The sequence below is a fragment of the Pseudodesulfovibrio aespoeensis Aspo-2 genome (genome assembly GCF_000176915.2).
GTDB lineage: Bacteria > Desulfobacterota > Desulfovibrionia > Desulfovibrionales > Desulfovibrionaceae > Pseudodesulfovibrio > Pseudodesulfovibrio aespoeensis.
This window is the reverse complement of the sequence record NC_014844.1, coordinates 1,493,158-1,515,632: the sequence shown is the minus strand read 5'-3', so window position 1 is coordinate 1,515,632 and position 22,475 is coordinate 1,493,158. Positions and strand designations below refer to the sequence as shown.

Annotated in this window: 25 protein-coding genes and 1 tRNA gene; 21 read left to right on the top strand and 5 right to left on the bottom strand. The window is 63.0% G+C overall.

The genetic code is table 11. The features are described 5' to 3' along the window. Positions 1-3 precede the first annotated feature (3 nt). Together DAES_RS06770 and DAES_RS06765 are read left to right on the top strand one after the other, a co-directional pair. Complete coding sequence (locus DAES_RS06770) at positions 4-1,116, top strand: tetratricopeptide repeat protein (protein ID WP_013514288.1); 1,113 nt, start codon at positions 4-6, stop codon at positions 1,114-1,116. A 122-nt stretch (positions 1,117-1,238) separates the two neighbouring features. After that, on the top strand, positions 1,239-2,150 hold the full coding sequence (locus DAES_RS06765) for an NAD(P)/FAD-dependent oxidoreductase (RefSeq protein ID WP_013514287.1): 912 nt from the start codon (positions 1,239-1,241) through the stop codon (positions 2,148-2,150). 90 nt (positions 2,151-2,240) lie between these two features. On the opposite strand, the gene DAES_RS06760 is transcribed toward DAES_RS06765, so the two are convergent. Further along, on the bottom strand, positions 2,241-2,900 hold the full coding sequence (locus tag DAES_RS06760) for a PilZ domain-containing protein (protein WP_013514286.1): 660 nt from the start codon (positions 2,898-2,900) through the stop codon (positions 2,241-2,243). 88 nt (positions 2,901-2,988) lie between these two features. Here DAES_RS06760 and DAES_RS06755 point away from each other — a divergent pair, with 88 nt between their 5' ends. The 9 genes from DAES_RS06755 to DAES_RS06715 all read left to right on the top strand — a co-directional run bounded on the left by DAES_RS06755 (position 2,989) and on the right by DAES_RS06715 (position 10,537). Beyond that, complete coding sequence (locus tag DAES_RS06755) at positions 2,989-3,285, top strand: hypothetical protein (RefSeq protein WP_013514285.1); 297 nt, start codon at positions 2,989-2,991, stop codon at positions 3,283-3,285. A 156-nt stretch (positions 3,286-3,441) separates the two neighbouring features. After that, positions 3,442-4,212, top strand: a complete 771-nt coding sequence (locus DAES_RS06750; protein ID WP_013514284.1) for a cytochrome c3 family protein — start codon at positions 3,442-3,444, stop codon at positions 4,210-4,212. A gap of 13 nt (positions 4,213-4,225) precedes the next feature. After that, positions 4,226-5,434 carry an electron transporter RnfC gene (locus tag DAES_RS06745; RefSeq protein WP_013514283.1) on the top strand — a complete coding sequence of 403 codons (1,209 nt, stop codon included), beginning with the start codon at positions 4,226-4,228 and terminating at the stop codon, positions 5,432-5,434. After that, positions 5,431-6,435, top strand: a complete 1,005-nt coding sequence (locus DAES_RS06740; protein WP_013514282.1) for an RnfABCDGE type electron transport complex subunit D — start codon at positions 5,431-5,433, stop codon at positions 6,433-6,435. Before DAES_RS06745 ends, DAES_RS06740 begins: the two co-directional genes overlap by 4 nt. Beyond that, positions 6,414-6,992: an RnfABCDGE type electron transport complex subunit G gene (rnfG, locus tag DAES_RS06735; protein WP_013514281.1), complete on the top strand. Its 579-nt coding sequence runs from the start codon at positions 6,414-6,416 to the stop codon at positions 6,990-6,992. The genes DAES_RS06740 and rnfG overlap by 22 nt, the downstream gene beginning before the upstream one ends. Before the next feature lie 9 nt (positions 6,993-7,001). Further along, positions 7,002-7,679: an electron transport complex subunit RsxE gene (gene rsxE / locus DAES_RS06730; RefSeq protein ID WP_013514280.1), complete on the top strand. Its 678-nt coding sequence runs from the start codon at positions 7,002-7,004 to the stop codon at positions 7,677-7,679. A gap of 9 nt (positions 7,680-7,688) precedes the next feature. Beyond that, positions 7,689-8,264 carry an electron transport complex protein RnfA gene (locus DAES_RS06725; RefSeq protein WP_013514279.1) on the top strand — a complete coding sequence of 192 codons (576 nt, stop codon included), beginning with the start codon at positions 7,689-7,691 and terminating at the stop codon, positions 8,262-8,264. 13 nt (positions 8,265-8,277) lie between these two features. Next, positions 8,278-10,383 carry an FAD-dependent oxidoreductase gene (locus DAES_RS06720; protein ID WP_013514278.1) on the top strand — a complete coding sequence of 702 codons (2,106 nt, stop codon included), beginning with the start codon at positions 8,278-8,280 and terminating at the stop codon, positions 10,381-10,383. A 77-nt stretch (positions 10,384-10,460) separates the two neighbouring features. Next, positions 10,461-10,537 (top strand) — tRNA-Val (locus DAES_RS06715). Between the two features lie 94 nt (positions 10,538-10,631). Here the strand turns inward: DAES_RS06715 and DAES_RS06710 are convergent. From DAES_RS06710 to DAES_RS06695, 3 genes are all read right to left on the bottom strand, one after another. Beyond that, positions 10,632-10,991, bottom strand: coding sequence for a hypothetical protein (locus tag DAES_RS06710; RefSeq protein WP_157864818.1), 360 nt, complete (start codon positions 10,989-10,991; stop codon positions 10,632-10,634). Positions 10,992-11,104: 113 nt separating this feature from the next. Continuing rightward, positions 11,105-12,403: a (Fe-S)-binding protein gene (locus DAES_RS17295; RefSeq protein WP_013514276.1), complete on the bottom strand. Its 1,299-nt coding sequence runs from the start codon at positions 12,401-12,403 to the stop codon at positions 11,105-11,107. Positions 12,404-12,623: 220 nt separating this feature from the next. Beyond that, complete coding sequence (locus tag DAES_RS06695; RefSeq protein WP_013514275.1) at positions 12,624-13,952, bottom strand: sigma-54 interaction domain-containing protein; 1,329 nt, start codon at positions 13,950-13,952, stop codon at positions 12,624-12,626. Between the two features lie 267 nt (positions 13,953-14,219). On the opposite strand from DAES_RS06695, the gene DAES_RS06690 reads away from it, so the two are divergent. Further along, the gene (locus DAES_RS06690) at positions 14,220-14,555 is read left to right on the top strand and encodes a hypothetical protein (RefSeq protein WP_013514274.1); all 336 of its coding nucleotides are present in this window, start codon (positions 14,220-14,222) and stop codon (positions 14,553-14,555) included. Here DAES_RS06690 and DAES_RS06685 read toward each other — a convergent pair. Then, positions 14,552-15,136 (bottom strand): hypothetical protein, encoded by a 585-nt coding sequence (locus tag DAES_RS06685; protein WP_013514273.1) that lies wholly within the window; start codon positions 15,134-15,136, stop codon positions 14,552-14,554. The genes DAES_RS06690 and DAES_RS06685 overlap by 4 nt on opposite strands. A 130-nt stretch (positions 15,137-15,266) precedes the next feature. On the opposite strand from DAES_RS06685, the gene DAES_RS06680 reads away from it, so the two are divergent. The 9 genes from DAES_RS06680 to DAES_RS06640 all read left to right on the top strand — a co-directional run bounded on the left by DAES_RS06680 (position 15,267) and on the right by DAES_RS06640 (position 22,473). Further along, positions 15,267-15,917, top strand: a complete 651-nt coding sequence (locus DAES_RS06680; protein ID WP_013513093.1) for an IS1595 family transposase — start codon at positions 15,267-15,269, stop codon at positions 15,915-15,917. 115 nt (positions 15,918-16,032) lie between these two features. Beyond that, entirely contained in the window at positions 16,033-17,760 is a 1,728-nt protein-coding gene (locus DAES_RS06675; protein WP_013514272.1) for an aldehyde ferredoxin oxidoreductase family protein, read from the top strand. 99 nt (positions 17,761-17,859) lie between these two features. Beyond that, a complete protein-coding gene (locus DAES_RS06670) occupies positions 17,860-18,087 on the top strand; it encodes a MoaD/ThiS family protein (protein WP_013514271.1) in 228 nt (75 codons plus the stop codon). Between the two features lie 3 nt (positions 18,088-18,090). Then, complete coding sequence (locus DAES_RS06665; RefSeq protein ID WP_013514270.1) at positions 18,091-18,930, top strand: HesA/MoeB/ThiF family protein; 840 nt, start codon at positions 18,091-18,093, stop codon at positions 18,928-18,930. A gap of 134 nt (positions 18,931-19,064) precedes the next feature. After that, positions 19,065-19,451 (top strand): winged helix-turn-helix domain-containing protein, encoded by a 387-nt coding sequence (locus tag DAES_RS06660; RefSeq protein WP_013514269.1) that lies wholly within the window; start codon positions 19,065-19,067, stop codon positions 19,449-19,451. 50 nt (positions 19,452-19,501) lie between these two features. Next, complete coding sequence (locus DAES_RS06655; RefSeq protein ID WP_013514268.1) at positions 19,502-20,326, top strand: substrate-binding domain-containing protein; 825 nt, start codon at positions 19,502-19,504, stop codon at positions 20,324-20,326. 61 nt (positions 20,327-20,387) lie between these two features. Next, positions 20,388-21,083, top strand: coding sequence for an ABC transporter permease (locus DAES_RS06650; RefSeq protein ID WP_013514267.1), 696 nt, complete (start codon positions 20,388-20,390; stop codon positions 21,081-21,083). Then, a complete protein-coding gene (locus DAES_RS06645) occupies positions 21,080-21,769 on the top strand; it encodes an energy-coupling factor ABC transporter ATP-binding protein (RefSeq protein WP_013514266.1) in 690 nt (229 codons plus the stop codon). The genes DAES_RS06650 and DAES_RS06645 overlap by 4 nt, the downstream gene beginning before the upstream one ends. Then, a complete protein-coding gene (locus DAES_RS06640) occupies positions 21,766-22,473 on the top strand; it encodes a molybdopterin-guanine dinucleotide biosynthesis protein MobB (protein WP_013514265.1) in 708 nt (235 codons plus the stop codon). Before DAES_RS06645 ends, DAES_RS06640 begins: the two co-directional genes overlap by 4 nt. Positions 22,474-22,475: the final 2 nt, after the last annotated feature.

The window sequence follows — 22,475 nt, the reverse complement described above, 5'->3', positions numbered from 1 at the left end:
GGAATGAGCCAAAAGAAGGAGAGTCGGGCTTACGGAGCCTTCGCCAACGTCATCATCCTGACCAACGTGGCGGTGCACGCCAAACGCGACCTGGGGACCATCAAGCTGTTCGGCTCGGAGAACGTCAGGATGTTCACCTCGGGCGTGGACGCCATCGACCACCTGACCGACAACCAGGTCGATCTCATCCTGTGCGACTCGTCCCTGGACGACATGACCGGCATCAAGTTCGCCCAGATCGTCAGGAAGAACATGAGCGGCAGGCCCCTGCCCATCATCATGGTCACCCTTGAAAACAGAAAGGACCACGTCCTCGACTCCATCGCCGCCGGATGCATCGGCTACGTCCTGCGGCCATACTCCCTCGACACCTTCGAGCGCTACCTCATCCTGACCACACAGCTCGACAACTACCCGGAAATCGAGGAGATGGAGCTGCAGGAGGCCAGGGACATGGTCGAGCGCGGCGATTTCGACGAGGCCATCGAGGCCTTCGAGGAACTCATCTCCTACCAGGACGAGGCACAGAAATATTACGACATGGGCTGCCAGTTCATGCTCCAATGCAAATACGGCAAGGCCATCGTCGCCTTCAAGAAGGCGGTCAAGATCAATGATCTGTTCGCCGAGGCGTACAAGGGGCTGGCCGACGCCTACAAGGGCAAGGGCGACATGGAGGCGTACAAGCTCTTCCTCAGGAAGGCCGCCGACATCCACGCCCAGTTCGACCGGCTCGAAGCCACCAAGGCCCTGTTCATCGAGATACTCAAGCATGACGCCGAGACCCCGAACCCCTTCAACACCCTGGGTGTCAACCTGCGCAAGCAGGGCGACTATCCGGGCGCGCTCCATGCCTACAGGCGGGCCCTGGAACTGACGCCAAGCGACGAGAACATCTACTTCAACATGGCCAAGGCGTTCTACTTCATGGAGAAGGTCGAGGAAGCGTCGAAAAACGTCATCATGGCCCTCAAGATGAACCCGCAGTTTCGCGAGGCGGACAAGCTCTATCAGCGCATCCACGGCAAGCCGTGGACTCCGGTGATCGGCAAACCCGCCTCGGTCAGATCCGCCCCCGGCGACGGACGCGAATCCGCCAAGGACGTAGACCCGTAGGACCTATCCGCCCCCCCCGCTCTTCTCTTTATGCCCTTTGCCCTCCCGGACCGGCCTGTACATCCCCTGGAGAATGGTTATCATATAAGGTGGCATGCTGAACCACACACAAAGGAGTGACCATGACCACCCACGAGACATATGATGTCGTCATCCTCGGTTCCGGCCCGGCTGGGCTCCAGGCGGGCATCCACGCCGCGCGCAAGAACGTGCGCACCCTGATGCTGGGGCGCATGGACAACAGCAGCCTGTACTGGGCGCATATCGAAAACTACTGCTGCCAGTTCAAGGTGTCGGGCGAGGAAGTACTGAACACCGGACGCGAGCAGGTGGAGGCCTTCGGCGGCGAATTTCGCGACGAGGACGTGCTGTCCATCGACCCGGAGGGATCCCTTTTTTCCATCAGGCTCGAATCAGGCGACACGGTTCTGTCCAAAACCGTCATCCTGGCCACCGGCTCCAGCCGGAACAAGCTCGGCGTGCCCGGCGAGAAGGAGCTGCTCGGCAAGGGCGTCAGCTATTGCGTGGACTGCGACGCCGGGTTCTACCGCGGCCAGATCGTGGCCGTGGCAGGCAGCCGCAGCGCCGCGGCGGGCGGGGCAGTGGCCCTGACCCGGTTCGCCAGCGAGGTCCACCTCTACTGCGACAAGCTCGATGTGGCCGACGGCCTGCGCAGGCAGCTGGACGAGACCGGGGTCGTCCTGCACGAGGGCGTCCAGATCACGGAGATCCGGGGCGAGACAGGTGTCGATGCCGTGGCCCTGGACGACACCACCACCCGGGCCGTGTCCGGCGTGTTCATCGAGCTGGGCGCCAAGGGCGTGCTGGAACTGACGGCCACCCTGGGAGTCACCCTCGACGAATCCATGAAGTACATCGACACGGACAAGAAGCAGCGCACCAACATCCCCGGCATTTTTGCCGCAGGCGACATCTGCGGCCCGCCCCTGCAGATGGCCAAGGCCGTTGGCGAGGGCTGCGTGGCGGGCATTGAAGCCGCCAATTACGCCAAAAAGCTCACGCACGGCTCGTAACAGGCCGGTCGAAGGCACGAAAAACCCCGGTCCGGGAATCCTCCCGCCGGGGTTTTTCGTTGGACCATGACAGGAGCCGGTCACAGACGATCACAGCCGGGCGATGCCGCACTCGATCTGCACCTCCACAAACCGGGCGATGCGTTCGCGCACGGCGGTTTCCTCCGGCTTGAATTCGAGGACGGCGAAGTAGACACCATCCTTCATGAACAGTTTCCTGACCACACAGGCCACGGTGCAGCCGTCGCCCATGTCGAACGGGAAAAAAGTGAGGAGCACCTCGGCTTCGGGCGTGTCGGACAAGGGCTTCCAGCCACTGCCGCCATTCCCGTCAGTGCAGCGGCCATTGCCGCCCACGAGGCGGACCCTGGTGCAACTGGCCGACATGTCCTCGACCACGGCCCGCACCCCACCCCCCTTGTCTGCCACCATGGCCGGGAAACGGCAGGGGCACCTCGGCTCGCACCGGTCCTCGGCATCATAGATTCGGCCCGGCGCGGCAAGCTCCAGGATCAAGCCGGGCGGGTTGTCGCGATTGAGCACACGGGTGTCGAATCCGCGCAGCGCACCCTCAAAGGCGAAACGGACCCTGGCGACCCGGTCCGTGACAAACCGCCTGTGCACGAGCTGCGGCACGGGAGCATAGACGAACAGACGGCCATCGCCGACCACCTCGGTGACCAAACCCAAAAAGCGGTCGCCAAAGGTGGAGAACTCCATGAGAACCTTGTCGCCAGCCATGAAACGCATGTGACCATTTCTCCCAGTTTCTCCTGTTCTTATACTATGGTCAATCGCGCAGCAATTATATATAGTTGTCCGGCCAGTGAGAAACACAATGCCGCACACCCTCTTCAAGACCCTTGGAATCATTGCCTGGTCCGCATGCATCCTGGTCCTTGGATATCAGTCCGTCACCTGGGTCGTCACCGCGTCCTGGCCCTCGGTCACGCTCATGGAGACCGGCGCGCGCATGGGACTCGACCTCCTCACCCTGGCCCGGTCCCTGCCGCTTGAATTCGCGATCAAAGGGGCATATCTCCTCTTCACCACAGAGCTTTCCGTGGCTCTGTGGTGGGCCGGGGTGGTCTTTTTTGCCCTGACCTTCCTGCATGCAATGCTCTTCGGCAAGTGAACCCGAGCCACCCGGTCATGGCAACCGAATAAAACGAAACAGGCGCAAGCCCGCCCGGCCTGGCATTGAGCAATCAGTCAATGCACATTGGTTATGGACTAAACCCGAATAATTCACCTATAAGATCGAAATAAGCACAAATCCGAGGTTGGTTCATTGCAAAAACGCTTCCTTCCCATCCTGATTCTGACGGGGATTCTTTTCGTCGCGGCCCTGATCGGCTATCTGATCCCGGCACGCACGAAGGAGCCGCCCGTGCGCATCCTGCTCGACAACAAGGGCGGCAAGGTCATCTTCACCCATCAGGCCCATGCCGCGATGGAAGGCCGCGCCTGCAACGACTGTCACCACACGTCGGCCCAGGACGACCAGTCCCCGCCCGCCTGCTCCAGCTGCCATGTGCGTACATTCGACGAGGCCTTTGCCGCCGACCACCAGCAGACCCTGGACCAAAAGCAGTGTGCCGCCTGTCACCACACGGAAGCGACCATCGACAATTTTTCCCACGACGACCATGCGGACGACTATGCCGCCGGAGACTGCCAGTCCTGCCACCACGACGCGACTGTGGAGCCAAAGCCCCAGTCCTGCGACAACTGCCACGGCAAGCGCGAGGACATCCCCTCCCTCAAGGAGGCCAACCACACCCGCTGCGCCTCCTGCCACGAAGACCTGTTCGCCAAGGGGATCACAGGCTGCGCCGCCTGTCACGCCCGGAAACCGGCCCAGGCAATGACTTCGTCGCAGGCCGCGTCACAGGCTTCGGGTCCGGCCCTCCGCCCCTGCGCCGACTGTCACCAGGAGCCAGCCGATCAGCTGGTGCCCACCACCATGGCAGCCTTCCACACACAATGCCTGGGCTGCCACGAAGCGATGAAACGCGGCCCATACGGCGACGACGCCTGCTACAAATGCCACATGAAATAAGGGTGTTCGAGAAATGATCAACTACAGCTTCAGCCTGTTCACCGGGGAGACCAGCCCTCTGGTCAAGGCGTCCAGGCCGGACCGCCTGCGCATCCCCCTGCACGGCCACACCCCTCTGCTTGCCGTGGGCGATCAGGCGCTCGCGGACACCATGGTCGCCAAGGCCCAGAATGACGGCCTGGGCGACCTGCACGCCCCCCTAGCCGGGACCATCCGCGAGGTGGACCAGTTCTCCATGCTTCTGGAAGTCACGGGCAATGACCGGGCCCAGAGGCAGACCCCGCCCACCGAGGGCGGCGAGCCCCTGCGCCGCTGGCTTCGGACCATGGGCGTCAACATCGCCGGATTCCGCCGCGCCCCCATCCTGATCATCAACGCGGTGCCGCCCGAACCGGGCGTCTCCATCTGCGATCCCCTGCTCAGGGATTACCGCAAGACCCTGGAACTCGGCCTCGAAACCGTGGAGAGGCTGGTCGAGCCCGCCAGGCTCTTCCTGGTCGCGGCCAGGGGCAACAGGGCCAACGCCTTTGCCAACTGCACGGTCATGCATGTGCCGTCCGTCTACCCCAACGGCCTGGACCAACTGGTCGCCAAGGCGGTCACCGGCCTGGAGACCCTGCCCGGCAGGCAGCCCGACAACGCCGCCATCCTGTCCGTGAGCGACCTGTACTTCATAGGCCGGGTCATGGAGACGGGCAGACCGGTCACCGAAACCGTCATGACCATCAACGGGCAGAACCACTTGGTGCGCGTCGGCACGCCCGCGGGCTTTCTCGTGGCCGAGGCCGGGGGCAGCATCGAACCCGGCGACCGAGTGATCCTGGGCGGGCTCATGCGCGGCATCCCGGCCCTCAACCTGGACCAGGGGGTGGACAAGACCACCACGGCCCTGCACGTCCTGCGCAGGGGCGAGGCCCTTGAGCCCACTGACGCCTTCTGCCTGGGCTGCGGCGAGTGCGAGCGCCACTGTCCGGCCCGAATCATGCCCGGCATGATCAGCCGGTGCGCCGAATTCAAGCAGTTTGCCAGGGCCGAGGCCTTCCACATCCACTCCTGCATCGAATGCGGCCTGTGCGGCTACTGGTGCAAGGCCCGGCGTCCCCTGCTCCAGTATATCCGGCTGGCCAAGTACGAGCTGGCCCTACTCAGGTCGGCCACGCGCCCTGCCACATCATCAGTCAAGAAAAAGGACGCCGATCCAATGCCCGGAGACGAGAGATGATCAGGCCGCTGCCCCCCATCCTGACGGTGTCCATGGCCCCCCACGTCCACTGCGGCAGGACCATCAAGGGCCACATGCGGGAGACGCTCATCGCGCTTTTGCCCGCGACCATCATGGCCGCCGTGTTCTTCGGCCTGGACGCGGTGCGCGTCATGGCCATGGCCTGCGCCGTGGCCGTGGCCACCGAGGCGCTGTGCAACACGCTCAGCAGACGCGACCTGGCGGTGGACGACCTGAGCGCCCTGCTCACTGGCCTGCTCTTCGCCTTCCTGCTCCCGGCCTCGGCCCCCTGGTGGCTGGCCGCGGTGGGCGCGGCAGCCAGCATCGGGCTGGGCAAGTTCATCTTCGGCGGCCTGGGCGCATCGCCCCTGTGCCCGCCGCTGGTGGGCTGGGCCCTGTGCCGGATATCCTGGCCCGAGATCATGGACACCAACGCTTCCATGCTCGCCTCGACCCTGGCCGCCCCGCTGCATGAGCTGAAACACTTCGGCCTCGACGCCGTGACCGCCATCGACCCTGTGTCGCTCTTCACCGGCCACCAACTGGGCGGACTGGGTGCCGTCCATGTGGCGGCCCTGCTGGCCGGGGGCGCGTTCCTCCTGGTGCGCCACCACATCCCGTGGGAGATCCCGGCGGCCTTTATCGCGGGCCTGCTCGCCACGGCCTGGGTCTACCGGCTCATGGACCCGACCGCCTACGCCCCGCCCCTGTTCCACCTGCTGGCGGGCGGCGCGGTCTTCGGCGCATTCTTCCTGGCCACGGACCCGGCCTCGTCACCCGTCGGGCGCATTCCGCGCCTGCTCTTCGGCCTTGTGGCCGGGATCATGGTCATCATCATCAGGGTGTACGGCATCTACCCCGACGGCGTCCCCTTCGCCATCCTGCTGGCCAACCTGTTCACCCCGCTGCTCGACCGCATCCGCCCCCGGCCTTTTGGCGGCCCCTACACCCTCACCCAGGAACGCGAGGAGGATTCCGTATGCAAGAAATCCTGCGGATGATCCTGGTCCTCTCTCTCATTTGCAGCCTGTCCGGGCTGACCCTGGCCACGGTGCGCCAGGCCACCGGCCCGCGCATTGAGGAGCAGGTCATGACCTATGTCCAAGGCCCGGCCCTCAAGCAGATTTTCGCCGACAGCGACAACAATCCGGTGGCGGACCGCAGGGCGTTCACCCTTGGGGACTCCACCGTCACGGTCTTTCCGGCCCTCAAGGACGGCCAGCTTAAGGGCGTGGCCCTCGAAACCTCAGGCAGGGGTTACGGCGGGGACATCGGCGTCATGGTCGGCTTCTCCATGGCCGACGGGTCATTGCGTGGCATCGGCATCACCACCCTCAAGGAGACGCCCGGTCTGGGCTCGCGCGTGGTGGAGCCGGAGTTTCGCGACCAGTTCAAGGGCCACGCGACAGAACCCATCGCGCTCCAGAGCCAGGGCGGCGACATCGCGGCCATCGCCGGGGCAACCATCTCGTCAACCGGCACCGTGGCCGCCGTCAACGACGCGGTCAGGATATTCAACCAGCTCAAGGACAAGCTCCCCATCGCCTGGGGTTCCTAGGATGACGAAATGAACAGATTGTGGAAGGAATTCTCCAAGGGACTGTGGAAGGATCTGCCCCCCTTCAAGCTCGTGCTGGGACTGTGTCCGGTGCTGGCAGTGACCAAGACGGCGTACAACGGGCTGGGCATGGGGCTGGCGGTCATCTTCGTCCTCGCCCTCTCCAACATGCTCGTCTCCATGCTGCGCCGATTCATCCCGGCCAAGGTGCGCATCGCCTGCTTCATCGTGGTGGCCGCCTCGCTGGTGGTCTGCGTCGAGCTGCTGATGCAGGCCTACGCCTATCCGCTGTATCTCCAGCTCGGCATCTTCGTGCCGCTCATCGTGGTCAACTGCATAATCCTGGGCCGGGCCGAGGCGTTTGCCTCCAAGAACCCGGTCCATCTGGCCGTGGCCGACGGCTTGGGCATGGGCGTCGGGTTCACCCTCTCCCTGACCTTCCTGGGCAGCATCCGCGAGCTTTTCGGCTCCGGCACATGGTTTGGCATGGAAGTGGCCGGGGCGTGGTACAAGCCCGTCACCTTCATGATCGAGGCTCCGGGCGCGTTCGTCTGCCTCGGGCTGGTCCTGGCGGGCATGAACGCCCTGACCAACTGGCAGCGCAAGAGCAAAGGGCTGGAGGCCATCGAAGGCCCGGTTCACGACTGCAAGACCTGCGGCATGTGCGCCGGCAAGCCAGGGATGTAAGGAGGCCACATGGATTACTTCGTCCTCATCATCGCCGCCATATTCGTCAACAACATCGTCCTGGCGCAATACCTGGGCAACTGCCCCTTCATCGGCACGTCCAAGGAATCGGGCGTGGCCATGGGCATGGGGCTGGCCGTGGTCTTCGTGGCCACCATGGCCGCAGCCATCACCTGGTGCGTGCAGCGGTTTCTGCTCATGCCCAACGACCTCGCCTATCTCCAGACCATCACCTTCATCCTGGTCATTGCCGCCCTGGTCCAGTTCGTGGAGATGTTCCTGAAAAAGGTCGTGCCGCCGCTCTACAAATCCTTAGGCATCTTCCTGCCGCTGATCACCACCAACTGCGCCGTGCTCGGCATCGCCATCATCTGCCAGCGCGAGGAGTTCACCCTGGTGGAGACCATCCTCTTCTCCATCGCCTCGGGAGTCGGCTTCATGCTCGCCCTGGTGGTGCTGGCCAGCATCCGCGAGCGGCTCGATCTGGCGCGCGTCCCGGTCAGCCTGCGCGGCACGCCCCTGGCCCTGATCATGGCGGGGCTCATGTCCCTTGCCTTCTTCGCCTTCAAGGGCATGGCCTCCTAGGAGTTTTGCGCATATGATCACGACATCGGTTCTCGTTCTCCTTGGCATCGGTTTCACGGCAGCGGTCATCCTGGCCGTGGCCTCCAAGCTCCTCTATGTCTACGAAGACCCGCGCATTGCCAGAGTGGAGGGCGTGCTGGCCGGGGCCAACTGCGGCGGCTGCGGCTACCCAGGCTGCGCAGGCGCAGCTCAAGCTGTGGTGGACGGCAAGGCCGGGGCCACGGTCTGCGTCATCGGCGGGGACGCAGTGGCGGCCAATGTGGCGGCCATCATGGGCCTTGATTTCTCGTCCATGGAGAAGCAGATCGCCTTTGTGGACTGCACCGGCGGCGTTCGCGCCGAGGAAATCTACGAATATGCGGGCGTGCGCGACTGCCGCGCCCAGAATCTGCTCTACGGCGGGTCCAAGATGTGCCCCGAAGGGTGTCTTGGGTTGGGCACCTGCGTCACTGCCTGCCAGTTCGGGGCCATCGAGATGGGGCCGGACGGCTACCCGGTGGTGGACCCGGCCCTGTGCACCGCCTGCGGGGCCTGCGCCCAGGTCTGCCCGCGCGGCGTCATCACCATCTGGGGCCTGTCCGCGCGCATCACCCACCTCAACGAAATCACGGACTGTCTGGCCCCCTGCCGCCAGCGCTGTCCGGGGCAGATCAACATCCCCCGCTACATCGAGCAGGTGTCGCGCGGCGACTACGCGGGCGCGCTCGAGACCATCCGCGAGCGCATCCCCATGCCGCTGTCCATTGGCCGCGTCTGCCCCTATCCCTGCGAGAGCGTCTGCCGCCGCACCCATGTGGACGAGGCCGTGGGCATCAACATGATCAAGCGGTTCGTGGCCGACTGGGAGATGAACTCAGGCCAGCGGCTGCCCATCTCCTGCGCTGCCGACACGGGCCGCAAGGTGGCCGTGGTCGGCGGCGGCCCGGCGGGCCTCGCCTGCGCCTTCTACCTGCGCCGCCTGGGCCACAGCCCGACCATTTTCGAGTCCATGCCCAAGCTGGGCGGCCAGTTGCGCTTCGGCATCCCGGAATACCGCCTGCCCAAGGCCGTGCTCGACTGGGAGATCGAAGGCATCCTCGGCCTTGGGATCGATGTGGAATACGAAAAGGTCTTTGGCACGGATTTCGACCTGGACAGCCTCAAGACGGACGGGTTCGAGGCCGTGTTCCTGGGCATCGGCGCGTGGATGAACATGACCCTGCGCATCGACGGCGAAGACTCCGGGGGCGTGGAGACAGGCACCGAGTTCCTGACCAAGGTGGGCCTGAACATGGAGACCGGCATAGGCCGCAAGGTGGTGGTCATCGGCGGCGGCAACACGGCCATCGACACAGCGCGCACCAGCGTGCGCCTGGGCGCGGACGTGACCCTCATGTACCGCCGCACCAAGGACGAGATGCCCGCCAACATCGAGGAGATCATCGGGGCCGAGGAAGAGGGCGTCAAATACCTGTTCCTGGCTGCGCCCACCCGCATCGTCGCCGACGCCGCAGGCCACGTCACCCATGTGGAATACATCCGGATGGAGCTGGGCGAGCCGGACGAATCGGGCCGACGCAGGCCCGTGCCGGTCACGGGATCGGAAACCCTCATTGAGGCGGACACCGTGTACACGGCCATCGGCCAAAAGCCGGAGCTCTCCTGCCTCTACGACGAATCGGGAACCTGCCCCCTGGGCCAGACCAAGTGGCGCACCCTGGACGCACACCCGGTCACCCTCCAGACCGCCCTGCCCCATGTCTTCACCGGCGGCGACATGCACACCGGCCCTGCCCTGGTCATCACCGCCCTGGGCGAGGGGCGCAAGGCCGCGCGCTCCATCCACCAGTACCTGACGGATGGCGAGCCGCACTATTCGTCCAAGCTCCAGCGCGAGCTGATCCCCTACACCATGTTCACCAACGTGCCGGATGTGGGCCATCGCCAGCGCTCGACCATCCCCCACCTCGTCAGTTACGACGAGCGCACCTGCACCTTCAAGGAGATCGAGGGCGCCCTGAGCAGCGAAGAGGCCAAGCACGAGACTTGCCGCTGCCTGCGCTGCGGCCTGACCTGCTACAACCGCGACATGACCGGCGACCAGGAGTGCCTCGCCGAGCATTGCGCCAAGATTCCCTAAGAAAAGGCTTGCCAACCGGAACCCATGCCGATATATGAATTCTCCCGTCGGGCACCACGCCCGAAGGCGACCAAAGTGGGCGATTAACTCAGCTGGTCAGAGTGCCATCTTCACACGGTGGAAGTCACAGGTTCAATTCCCGTATCGCCCACCACCGCCATCAAATGAACGGCAGATATCCGCAGATATCTGCCGTTCTTCTTTTCCTGTTTAGTATTCAACTGAGAACCTCCCGAATATTATGGAAATCATGACAAAGACCGGCCATCTTGCCATCGCGATTCGTACAGGGAGAGGGATTCCGATAAATCGCGGCAAAAATCCTGAAACAACCCCTCATGCCAGAGATAGTCGAAAAAGATCAGCGCACCGTTGCTGATGATGCGGGATGAGCCATCCGGCAAAACCCGCCCAAGCAGGAATCTGGCTGCATACGGCTCTGTCATGAAAACCATGAGACGATGCTGCCGCCTGGCCTGACAGACAAAGGTCACGGCGTAGTTGGTGCTGACGATGCTGGTTTCGAACAGGAACCCGGAATTGCTGCTGGAGCCTCGAATATCGATCCGGCTGACCATGGCCGCAAGATAACGGTCAAGGTCGTTCAAGCACCGGCAGACCTCACTTGTCTCGACAAAACAATCGGCCGCATGGTCCATAGCCCCCCCGTGCCGTTTGCGGCCATGCGGGAGCACAACCTCCCGCATGACCGCAAGCCTCCTTACAATCCCACTTCCCGGAGATCTTCACCCAGGTATTCGCGCTCGTTTTCGCCCAGGATGCCCAAGGAAAGACAGATCAAGGTCCACAGATGAACCACCGGAAAACCGGCCTCGAAGTGTTCGCTCAGGTCATGGATCTGGGAATGGCAGTTGTGACAGGGAGCGATGCAATAATCGGCTCCAGTCTGCAGAATCTGGTCGAGTTTGACGCGGCCATAGGCCCGACGGGCGTCGGCATATCCCGATTGCAGAAACCCGCCGCCGCCACCGCAACAATAGTTGTTGGACTTGTTGGGCCACATGTCTATGAAGTTTTCCGCCCCGACCACGGACTTGACCACAAAACGAAGGTCATCGGCCACCGGGTTGCCCAAGGACTTGCGCACCAATTGGCAGGGGTCCTGCACGGTGAAGGTGACGCCCAGCTCCTTGTTCCAATCCGAATTCACGGGCAGCTTGCCCTCCCGAATCCACCGGGCATACAAGCTGATGATGCTCTCCAGTTCGAATTCATGCTGTATGTTGAACTTTTGCAGTCCGGCCCGGACTGCATAGAATTCGTGGCCTCATTCGGTGTTGAGCCAGACCTTGCACCCCAGATCCTCGACCGCCTTGGCCTTGTTGCGAACCACGGCCTCCCAGGCCGCGTCATCGGCCAGGAACATGCAGTAGTTCTCGGCAGCCCACCCCTTGGTGCTGTAGGTCCAGTCGGCTCCGACCAAGCTCAGGATCTTCCACAGGGGAACCATTTCGTCTGGCTCGGTGACAGGCTCGCGCGAATTCTGATTCAAGAAGTAATAGGCCCCCTTCCTGTCCACAGAAGCCACGAGGTTCTCCTGGCCGGGCTGGGATTCCCGGACCTCGGCCAGCACATCCTCGACCACGAACTTGAAATCCTCGCTGGTCGCGCCCATGGCGCTGTTGCCCGGCGTATTCAACGCCTGTTCGCACGATCCCAGGATACCCTTGGGACGATCCTCCCTCGGCCAGGATTGACGGCAGTAATAGACCAACTGCGGGATATCCACCCCCATGGGGCAGGCATGGACGCACCGTCGGCACATGGTGCACAACCAGACCCAGGGCGTCGACATGATCACCTCGTCCTGCCCCATGGCGGCGAGCCGCAGGAACTTGCGCGGATTCATGTCCTCAAGCCCGGTCGCCGGACACCCGGCCGAACAAGCGCCGCAAGTGAGGCACATGCTCAAATTGCCGCCTTCGGGCAGAATCTCCTTCACCTTGTCCAGGAATTGCGACTTATGCGGGGTGACTTCGAGTACGGCTGCTTCGCCCATGCCTCTCTCCTTGCTTCTGTGCCGGCGGCCTGCATCAGGCACGACAAGCAGCACAAGCAAAAGCGAGACCATGCAATCGCAACTCGCAAAATTTGAGTTTCCCAGATGGGTTATGAACAAATGGTCATTTGCCGCACTTTCCCATGTTGCACTGGGATGTTGCATTAGCGCAGCAAATGTTGCGTCACATCAGCAACTTCGCGGCTGATCCGGCGACTTCTCACAGCCCGTGCTTTTTCCGCCGCCGCCAGAGCGTCGTGCGATCAATGCCCAGGGCCCTGGCCGTTTCCGACACCCGCCAGTGGTGGCGATCCAGCGCCTGGCGCAGCCGCTCCCGTTCGTCGTCCCCGGTCTGATTGGAAACGATGGGATCAAAATAAGATCCGTCCGACCGTTGCGTAAGATACCGGGGCAGATCCCTGGCCCGGATCTCGTCGGTGGTGGACAGGATGACGCCATGTTCGACGATGTGCCGCAACTCGCGGACATTGCCGGGGTAGTCATATTGCAGCAGGATATGCATGGCCTTGGGGGCGACTCCCTGCACGGGCTTCCCCTGCCGAGCCGCGAACTCGATGATGAAATGCTCGATGAGCAAGGGGATGTCGCACCGTCGTCTGCGCAGGGGCGGAATATCCACCTCCACCACGCGCAAACGATAGTAGAGATCGGAGCGGAACGCCCCCTTTTGGACCAGGGCGGCCAGATCGCGGTTGGTGGCAGCCACCAGACGCACATCGACCGATTCCGGGTCGGTCGCCCCCAAGGGGATATAGGCGTGTTCGTCCAGCACCTGCAAAAGCTTGGCCTGGGATTCCCTGGGGATATCCCCCACCTCGTCCAGGAACACGCTGCCACCTGCCGCCTTGGCAAACAGGCCGGGCTTGTCCTGCCGGGCGTCGGTGAAGGCTCCCTTGCGATAGCCGAACAGTTCCGACTCCAGGAGATTGGCCGGAATTGCGGCGCAGTTGACCTTGACAAAGGGACCGGACGCCCGTCGGCTCAGGTTGTGGATGGCCCGCGCCACCAGATCCTTGCCCGTGCCGGTTTCGCCTAGCAAGAGCACGGCGGCTTCGGTGGGGGCCACGACCGCCATGGTTTGAAAGAGACGTTGCATGGCCGGATCGCGACCGACAAGATCAGAGAAACGATAGGATTGCCTGACGCAGGTTTCCAGATTCTGCCGGACTGTCAGGTCCAGGAGCGACTCGACTCCGCCCAGCGTCACGCCCTGTTCGTCGTAGAGGACGGCTGCCGTGACTTCCAGAGGGATGCGCCGATTGTGCCTGTTCAGGATCTCAAGCCGGACCTTGATCACGCTGCGTTTTGACCGCATGGCCTGACGCAGGTAGCAACGCGTGGAGCACCGCTCGGAACGAAAGACATCCCGGCACTGCATCCCAAGGGCCTCTTGGGTGGAATATCCCGTGATCCGCTCGGCCTCCCGGTTGAAAAACGTGATGTTCCAATCCCTGTCCACGGCGAACACGCCCAGAGCCACGCTGTCCAGCACTCGCCGCAGTCCGGTGGAATCGACATTCTCAACCATGATTGGCCTCCACGCTCCGCCCTGATCACCCGCCAGTCAGACGGCAAAGAACCTCCCGCGCATGCATCTCCACTCTCACAGTGCACCCTGAAAACGGAATTTGTCCAGCCAATCGCGTCAAATTCGCCTGCATCGCCCACCACCGACCACCCAGGCGGCTCCGAGAAATCGGGGCCGCCTTTGTTGTGCGTGGCCTGATCTTCCCCCTTTCGCACCGGGTGGGGGCGTGATAGGCTCTTGCAAAACAAGCTGGAAGGAGACTCGATCATGCTCAGACAGATAGTGTTCGCAGCGGCCATGGCGGTGCTGCTCTGCGCGCCTCTGGCGCTGGCGAGGGAGGGTGGCACGCACGCGTTGCGCAGGCAGGCGGATTCGGAATTCAGGATCGCGCAAAAGGCCTACAAAAGCGCCAAGGCGACTTACGGGGATTCCCTTGAAAACATGCCTGGGGAGGAACGGGAATTAGCCTGCCGCAAGATCGGCGGAGCCCTGCACGACAACAGGACACAATACGCCAGGGAAGACATGGTCAACCAGATGACGTACAAGCGGCAGGTGCAGAAGCTGGAGGGCTACGCCTCGGAACTCGGCTGCTCCAACTAGCCGACAAACTCCACTGACACCACAATCTCGCCGGTGCGCTGGCGCAGGGAGGCCAGCTGCTCCCCGGCGGACGCGCCGTCCACCGGGAGCAGGTGCGCCTGCTGGCGGTCGAGGAATTCCGCCAACTCTGCGGCGTCCAGCCTGATGCCGCGAGCCAACACGGCCTCGCCGGTATCCACGGCCAGGGTGCTGAAAATCTTGACGAACACACGAGTGGCCTCGCGCGGGTCCGCCTCCGGCGCATCGGATTTGGCCGAGATGTCGCTGCGAAACCCCTTGTAGGGATTGTCGCGGCCCATGCAGATGCCGATGAGGCCGGGCATGGCGCTGCCCAGGGCAAGCCGGTCGCCGTCGCGCACATGCGGCCCGTCGATGTCGTCCACAGGCCTGCTGTTGAGAAAAATTGTCCTGACCTCCCCTTCTATGGTCGCGTCGTCATAGCCGACAACCCCGGCCAGGAACTCCCGTACCGACATGCCAGCCCGCCCGGTGAGATAAAACCCCTTCTGCAAGAGAAAATTCCAGGCCAGACGGCCCTGCGGCCTGATGCGCACCCGCAGGCGCTCAACGCTTGTCGTCATGTGGTTTCCCGCTTTGAGAGGGCAGCCCTGCTCATTCCGTCATTATGCCTGAGTGGGCATAATAGCATGTTTTCTTTGACTTTTTAAAAGGGGCTGTACCAGATAACTCCTCTGGGTTATCGGTATGGCAATGCGAAAAAGTCGTTTGAGTCAGAAAAAGCAGCTCCGATTGATTGAGCATTTTGTAGCTGGCACCACTGCCCGCTGTGCAGCTGATCTGGTTGGAGTGAACGTCAAAACAGCCGCCTTTTACTTTCATCGGCTCCGGGAAATCATAGCTGAAGAAGAGGCCGGTGAAGGGATGGATTTTGGCGAATTTGAAGTCGATGAAAGTTACTTCGGAGGAAAGCGGAAGGGCAAACGGGGCCGAGGGGCCGCAGGCAAGGTGCCTGTTTTTGGAATTCTTAAAAGAGGCGGGAAGGTATACACACAGGTGATTCCTGACGCCAAGAGCAAGACGTTGCTGCCTATTATTCGTGGGAAAGTGCAACCAGACAGTATCGTGTACTCAGATGCTCTTTACAGCTACAATGTCCTCGACGTTTCCGAGTTCAAACACTTCAGGATCAACCATTCGAGGTTGTTTGCCGACAAGCAAAACCACATCAATGGGATTGAAAATTTTTGGAACCAGGCCAAGCGCCACATGAGGAAATTCAACGGCATTCCGACCAAGAACTTTCCTCTATTCTTGAAGGAGTGTGAGTGGCGTTTTAACAACACCAATCCACAAAGACAGTTTAAGCAACTGAAACAGTGGGTTAAGAAACATATGGGCTAGTTATCTGGTACAGCCCCTTTTAAAATCACAGTGGATAGATAATACACGCTGACAGCCAAAGTCAAACGTGCGTTTTCGCACGCATCCATAACCTCAAACTAAGACGAGGATGCATATGCCAAAGATTCTGAGGATCAACACCCGCACCAAAGCGTACACCTATGAGGACGCCGGCAAGTACGCCAACCTCGGCGGTCGCGCCCTGACCTCCCGCATCATCAACACCGAAGTCCCGGCAGACTGCCACCCCCTGTCGGCGGAGAACAAGGTCGTCATCGCCACGGGCCTGCTCGGCGGCTCCACCGCCGCCAACTCGGGCCGCCTCTCGGTCGGCGTCAAGTCCCCGCTGACCAACGGCATCAAGGAGTCCAACTCCGGCGGTCTCTTTGCCCACAAGATGCCCAAGATGGACCTGCTGGCTATCATCCTCGAAGACCGGCCCGAGGAGGGCGCGCCCTTCTCCACCTTGTTCATCACCGACGGCAAGGTGATCTTCAAGGACGCCACCCCCATCGTGGGCATGGACAACTACCCGGCCCACGACAAGCTCCTGGCCGAATACGGCGACAAGATGATCGCGGGCATGATCGGACCCGCAGGCGAGACCCTGCGCAAGACCGCCACCATCCAGTTCACCGATCCCTACAAGCGCCCGGCGCGCTCGGCTGGCCGCGGCGGCACCGGCGCAGTCATGGGTTCCAAGAAGATCAAGGCCATCGTCCTTGATCCCGAGGTCAACACCAAGGTGGGCGCTGTCGATGCCGAGGCCTTCAAGACCGCCCGCAAGACCTGGGTGGACATCCTCCAGGGCCATCCGGTCACCAGCCAGGGGCTGCCCGGTTTCGGCACCTCCATCCTGGTCAACGTGGTCAACGAGGCGGGCGCCCTGCCGGGCAAGAACTTCCGCCTGGGTCAGATCGACCACGCCGCCGACATCTCGGGCGAGAAGATCGCCGAGCTCATCACCGCGCGCGGCGGCAAGACCACCGAGGGCTGCCACGTGGGCTGTGTCATCCAGTGCTCCCAACAGTACAACAACGCCAAGGGCGAGTACGTGACCTCCGGCTTCGAGTACGAGACGGTCTGGGCCCTGGGCGCCAACGCCATGATCAAGGACATCGACGACATCGCCGCCATCGACCGTCTCTGTGACGAGAAGGGCATGGACACCATCGAGATGGGCAACACCGTGGCCATCGCCATGGACGGCGGCATCATCCCCTGGGGCGACGGCAAGGCCGCCTTCGAGCTGCTCTCCAAGGTCGGCACCAAGGACCCCATGGGCATGATCATGGGCAACGGCGTGGATTTCGCGGGCGGCGCCTTCGGCGTTGACCGGCTGCCCACGGTCAAGGGCCAGTCCATGCCCGCCTACGATCCGCGCGCGGTCAAGGGCGTGGGCGTCACCTACGCCACCTCGGCCATGGGCGCGGACCACACCGCCGGTTACGGCGTGGCCCAAAACATCCTCAAGGTGGGCGGCGACATCGACGGCCTTAAGAAAGAAGGCAACGTCGAGCTCTCCAAGAACCTTCAGATCGCCACGGCGGCCATCGACTCCATGGGTTTTTGCCTCTTTGTCGCCTTTGCCGTGCTCGACGCCCCCAACGGCGTGCAGGCCATGGCCGATCTGGTCCAGGCATACACCGGCAAGCCTTTCACCTCCGACGATCTGGTCAACCTGGGCGTCAACTGCCTCAAGGACGAACAGGCCTTCAACGAGCGCGCCGGGTTCACCAAGATGGACGACAAGCTGCCCCGCTTCTTCGAGACCGATCCCCTGCCGCCCCATGGCGTGGTCTGGGATTTGAGCGTGGACGAGCTTCAGGGCGCCAAGGTCTAACCCGCTTCACTGCTGCCACACCACGGCGGCCAGGGATTCCTTCCCTGGCCGCCGCCTCTTTTGTTGACCATGGGCCGCTGGCCGGGCTAGGATCGTTCCATGGGAATCGAAATCAAATGCTTTGCCACCCTGGCCAGGTTCCTGCCCGACAACGCGGCAGACTATCCCGCCGCTTCAGGCGAGACCATCCGGTCACTCCTTGCCAAGCTGGACATCCCGGAGGACGAGGTGGCCCTCCTGTTCATCAACTCCGCGCGCGCCTACCTCGACAGTAAACTCAAGGACGGCGACAGGGTCGGCATCTTCCCGGCTGTCGGGGGCGGTTGATCCGTGGCCGAATCTCTTGACGCGTACATCCACCGCATGATGCTCCCGGCCCCCCTGCCCCAGGGAGGTCTTGCGCTCGCTCTGGTGCCAGGAGCCGTGGCAAAGATCGCTTCGGACACGGGCATTCCCGGATGGAACATCGAAGCCACGGCGCTTGATCTCGGCATCCTTCCGACGCGCTATCTGCGCAACATGCACAGCATCACCCCCGAGGCCCAGACGCGCCTGCTCCGTTCGACCGTGGCCCAGGTGGGGCTGGGCGGTCTGGGCGGCACCATCTTCGAGCAGCTCCTGCGCCTGGGCATAGGCACCCTGCGCATAGCCGACGGCGACAACTTCGAGGAGAGCAACCTCAACCGGCAAACCCTGTGCGACATGGACACCATCTGGCGTTCCAAGGCCCAGGCCGCCAGGCTTGCGGCAACACGCATCAACCCCTCCATCACGGTGGACGCACGGCACGAGTTTCTCACAGCGGACACGTTCCCCCACTTCCTGGCCGGGTGCGATCTGGCCATCGACGCCCTTGGCGGACTGACCCACCGCCTGACGCTCCAACAGTGTGCGGCAAAAGCCAACATCCCCCTGGTCACCGGGGCCATCGCCGGCTGGACAGGCTATGTGGCCGTAATCATGCCCGGCCAGACCGGGCCGGCACAGTTCATGGGCCAGGACAATGGTGCGGAGGAAAAACTGGGCTGCCCGGCGCCTTCGGTCTGCACGGTGGCGACCCTCATGGCCGCCGAGGCCGTCAGGATGCTGCGCGGCGACGTCTCGCCCCTGGCGGGCAAGATGCTGCTGATGGACCTGAGGCAACTGACATTTGAAACCGTTGCGCTCTGATCCGGACCAGTGCCAGACCATGACGTATTATGCTTAACTTGACTTAATGGCGCGGTTCCTGCCATGACCTGTCTTGTGATCTTCCCAAGATGGACAGGACCGCATCCGTACCACCACCTCCAACCCTGACACCCATGCCGAAAAAAAACACCACCACCATCCGTCTCCGAGTCTGGATCGAGCAGGACAACGAAACCTATCTGGGCATAGGCAGCACCCTGCTCCTGCAGCACATCGAACGGCTCGGCTCGCTCCGCAAGGCGGCGGAAGAGCTTGGCATGTCCTACCGCAGAGCATGGGGCAAGCTCAAGAACGCCGAGGAGCGCATCGGCCACCCGCTGGTGGAAAAGGTCAGGGGCCAGGGGCAGCGCTTCACGCTCTCGCCCTACGGCAGGGATCTGATGGACAGGTTCCTTCACTTCTACCTCGATGTCGAGGACTACGCCGCAAGGCGCGCCTCCGAGGTGCTGGGCATGAAGGTGGACAAGGCGGGCGAGTTCTATCGGGAAGACACCGAGTAGTCATGTCGGACTGATTCCCTTTCCTGAACTCTGAACAAATGGAGGAGACCGTGAAACGCATTTTTAAAACCGCCTTGAGCCTGATGCTTGTCCTGACCCTGGCCCTGCCTGCCCTGGCGGACAAGACCCTGCTGATGGCGACCACCACCAGCACCGCCAACACCGGGCTGCTCGACGAACTCATCGTGCCCCTGTATCTGAAGGATACCGGGGTCGAGATCAAGTTCGTGGCCGTGGGCACCGGCAAGGCCCTGGCGATGGCCGAAGGCTGCGACGTGGACGTGGTCCTCGTGCACGCCCCGGCTGCGGAAAAAGCGTACGTCGAATCCGGCGTGCTCATGGACCGCAGGGAACTCATGTACAACGATTTCATCATTGTCGGCCCTGCAGCTGACCCGGCGGGCGTCAAGGGCATGAGCGTCACCGAGGCCCTCAAGACCATCGAAGCCAAGCAGGCCGTGTTCGCCAGCCGGGGCGACAACTCCGGCACCCACAAGATGGAGCAGTCCCTGTGGAAGTCCGCCGGCCTCACCATCCCCGAGAAGGAAGCCTGGTACGTCCAGACCGGCCAGGGCATGATCGCCACCATCAACATCGCCGATGAAAAGAACGGCTACACCATGACCGATCGCGGCACCTACATCAAATATGCCGACACCAAGGGCGGCAACCCACCGCAGGTCATCCTGGTGGAAGGCGACAAGGTCCTGTTCAACCAGTACAGCGCCCTGGCCGTGAACCCGGCCAAGTGCCCCAACGTCAAATACGACATGGCCAAGCAGTACATCGACTGGATGGCCTCCCCGGCTGTGCAGAAGGCCATCGGCAACTTCATGCTCCTGGGCAAGCCCCTCTTCACCCCCAACGCGCAATAGACGCGACATGCCAATCCGCCGGGGGAGCGGCTCACGCCCCCCCGGCTCTTGAGAGCAGCATATGGATTTTCTTCTCCAGGGTTTTTTCCAGGGCTTCGTGCTTCTCCTCTCCGGCGACCCGGAGACCTATTCCGCCATCTGGGCCACGGTGGCCGTGTCCACCATGGCCATGATCGCCAGCCTGGCCCTGGGCATTCCCCTGGGCTTCCTTCTCGGCCACAAGACCTTCCGGGGCAAGAAGGTCGTGCGCACCATCGTGGACACCCTGCTCTCGTTCCCCACGGTGGTCATTGGTCTGCTCGTCTACGCCTTTCTGACCCATCGCGGCCCCTTTGGCGGGGCCGGGCTGCTCTTCACCCTGCCCGCCATCGCCATCGGCCAGACCATCCTCGGCCTGCCCGTGATCATCGCCATGACCGCCACCGCCGTGGAGGCCCTGGACCGGCGGCTGCCCATGACCCTGACCACCCTGGGCGCCAACTCCCGCCAGATCCTCTGGGCCACGGTCATCGAGGCGCGGTTCTCCATCATGCTGGCCGCGGTTTCCGCCTATGGCCGCATTGTCTCCGAGGTCGGCATCTCCATGATGGTCGGCGGCAACATCAAATGGCATACCCGGACCATCACCACGGCCATCTCGCTTGAGACCGGCAAGGGCGAATTCGCCGTGGGCATCGCGCTGGGCATGGTCCTCTTGACCGTGGCCCTGGTGGTCAACGTCATGGCCTCCGGGCTCAAGCGCAAGGCAGTGCAATGACCCCCCCGCTTATCAGCCTCTTCAACGTACGCCAGCGGTATTCTGGCCGCACCGTGCTCAGCGTGGACCGGCTCGACATCACGCCCGGCAGCATCGTCGGGCTGGCCGGACCCAACGGCTCAGGCAAATCCACCCTGCTGCGCCTGCTCGCCTTTCTCGAACCGCCCGCCTCGGGCACCATGACCTTTGAGGGCTCTCCGGCCTCCTCATCATCATCGCCCGGCCCTGTCCACCGGCAGGTCACCCTGCTGGTCCAGGAGCCCTATCTGCTTCGGCGCAGCGTCCACGGCAACGTGGCTTACGGGCTCAAGGTCCGGGGCGAGACCGATGTCACGGCCAGGGTCAACGCGGCCCTGGAGGCCGTGGGGCTGGACGCGGAGAGGTTCGCCCGCCGCCAGTGGTTCGAGCTTTCCGGCGGCGAGGCCCAGCGCGTCGCCCTGGCCGCCCGCCTGGTGCTGCGGCCCAAGGCGCTGCTCATGGACGAGCCCACGGCCAGCCTGGACAGCAGCAGCGCGGCCCTGGTCCGTCAGGCCGCCCTGGCCGCCCGCAGCAGATACAACACGGCCCTGGTCATCGCCAGCCACGACATGGCCTGGCTCCACGCGGTCTGCGACCATGTGCTCCACCTCGAAAACGGCCTGATCATCGAACAGAAAACTCTCAAAAAATCGGAGGAGATGAAGTGAAAGCTGTCTCCATCATCGGCCCCAAGAACTCTGGCAAGACCACTCTTGGCCTCCAGCTCGCCAGATGCCTCAAGGACCGGGGGTTGACCGTATCCGCCGCCAAGTTCAGCCACCACGGCCTGGACTGGCAGGACACGGACACCGCCAAATACGCCGCCATCTGCGACACTGTGGCCGGGCTTGGCCCTGGCGAGGCGTTCGTCCACTGGACCCGCGCCCGGTTCCTGCCCGACCTGCTGCCGCTGCTGACCGCGGACGTGCTCCTGGTTGAAGGCGGCAAATCCATGGGCTACCTGCCCAGGGTGCTCTGCCTGAACGGCGACCTTGCAGACGGCACGGACTGGCTGCTGCCCGAGCTGGCCATCGGCTCCTGGGGCGACAAGCGGGTCGAGGGCGTCTCGGCCTTCACCGATATCGACGCCCTGGCCGACATGGTGCTTGAGCGCGGGTTCTTCCTGCCCGGCATGGACTGCGGCACCTGCGGACGACCGGACTGTCGCACCCTGGCCGCAGACATCGTGCGCGGCGCGACCACCACCAAGGCCTGCCTGGCCATGCACAACTCCATCGCCGTGGACATCAACGGCGCAGCCCTGGGCATGAAGCCCTTTGTGGAAGAGATCATCTCGGCCTCCATCCGCGAGATGTTGCGCACCCTCAAGGGGTATGCGCCGGGCAAGGCAACCATCCGGCTGGACGTGTAGGC

What these genes read in the sequence shown, in the direction of transcription:
- DAES_RS06770 (WP_013514288.1), top strand. Translation starts at nt 4, where the DNA reads ATGAGCCAAAAGAAGGAGAGTCGGGCTTACGGAGCCTTCGCCAACGTC.
- DAES_RS06765 (WP_013514287.1), top strand. Translation starts at nt 1,239, where the DNA reads ATGACCACCCACGAGACATATGATGTCGTCATCCTCGGTTCCGGCCCG.
- DAES_RS06760 (WP_013514286.1), bottom strand. Translation starts at nt 2,900, where the DNA reads ATGCGTTTCATGGCTGGCGACAAGGTTCTCATGGAGTTCTCCACCTTT.
- DAES_RS06755 (WP_013514285.1), top strand. Translation starts at nt 2,989, where the DNA reads ATGCCGCACACCCTCTTCAAGACCCTTGGAATCATTGCCTGGTCCGCA.
- DAES_RS06745 (WP_013514283.1), top strand. Translation starts at nt 4,226, where the DNA reads ATGATCAACTACAGCTTCAGCCTGTTCACCGGGGAGACCAGCCCTCTG.
- DAES_RS06740 (WP_013514282.1), top strand. Translation starts at nt 5,431, where the DNA reads ATGATCAGGCCGCTGCCCCCCATCCTGACGGTGTCCATGGCCCCCCAC.
- rnfG (WP_013514281.1), top strand. Translation starts at nt 6,414, where the DNA reads ATGCAAGAAATCCTGCGGATGATCCTGGTCCTCTCTCTCATTTGCAGC.
- rsxE (WP_013514280.1), top strand. Translation starts at nt 7,002, where the DNA reads ATGAACAGATTGTGGAAGGAATTCTCCAAGGGACTGTGGAAGGATCTG.
- DAES_RS06725 (WP_013514279.1), top strand. Translation starts at nt 7,689, where the DNA reads ATGGATTACTTCGTCCTCATCATCGCCGCCATATTCGTCAACAACATC.
- DAES_RS06720 (WP_013514278.1), top strand. Translation starts at nt 8,278, where the DNA reads ATGATCACGACATCGGTTCTCGTTCTCCTTGGCATCGGTTTCACGGCA.
- DAES_RS06695 (WP_013514275.1), bottom strand. Translation starts at nt 13,952, where the DNA reads ATGGTTGAGAATGTCGATTCCACCGGACTGCGGCGAGTGCTGGACAGC.
- DAES_RS06690 (WP_013514274.1), top strand. Translation starts at nt 14,220, where the DNA reads ATGCTCAGACAGATAGTGTTCGCAGCGGCCATGGCGGTGCTGCTCTGC.
- DAES_RS06685 (WP_013514273.1), bottom strand. Translation starts at nt 15,136, where the DNA reads ATGACGACAAGCGTTGAGCGCCTGCGGGTGCGCATCAGGCCGCAGGGC.
- DAES_RS06680 (WP_013513093.1), top strand. Translation starts at nt 15,267, where the DNA reads ATGCGAAAAAGTCGTTTGAGTCAGAAAAAGCAGCTCCGATTGATTGAG.
- DAES_RS06675 (WP_013514272.1), top strand. Translation starts at nt 16,033, where the DNA reads ATGCCAAAGATTCTGAGGATCAACACCCGCACCAAAGCGTACACCTAT.
- DAES_RS06670 (WP_013514271.1), top strand. Translation starts at nt 17,860, where the DNA reads ATGGGAATCGAAATCAAATGCTTTGCCACCCTGGCCAGGTTCCTGCCC.
- DAES_RS06660 (WP_013514269.1), top strand. Translation starts at nt 19,065, where the DNA reads ATGCCGAAAAAAAACACCACCACCATCCGTCTCCGAGTCTGGATCGAG.
- DAES_RS06650 (WP_013514267.1), top strand. Translation starts at nt 20,388, where the DNA reads ATGGATTTTCTTCTCCAGGGTTTTTTCCAGGGCTTCGTGCTTCTCCTC.
- DAES_RS06645 (WP_013514266.1), top strand. Translation starts at nt 21,080, where the DNA reads ATGACCCCCCCGCTTATCAGCCTCTTCAACGTACGCCAGCGGTATTCT.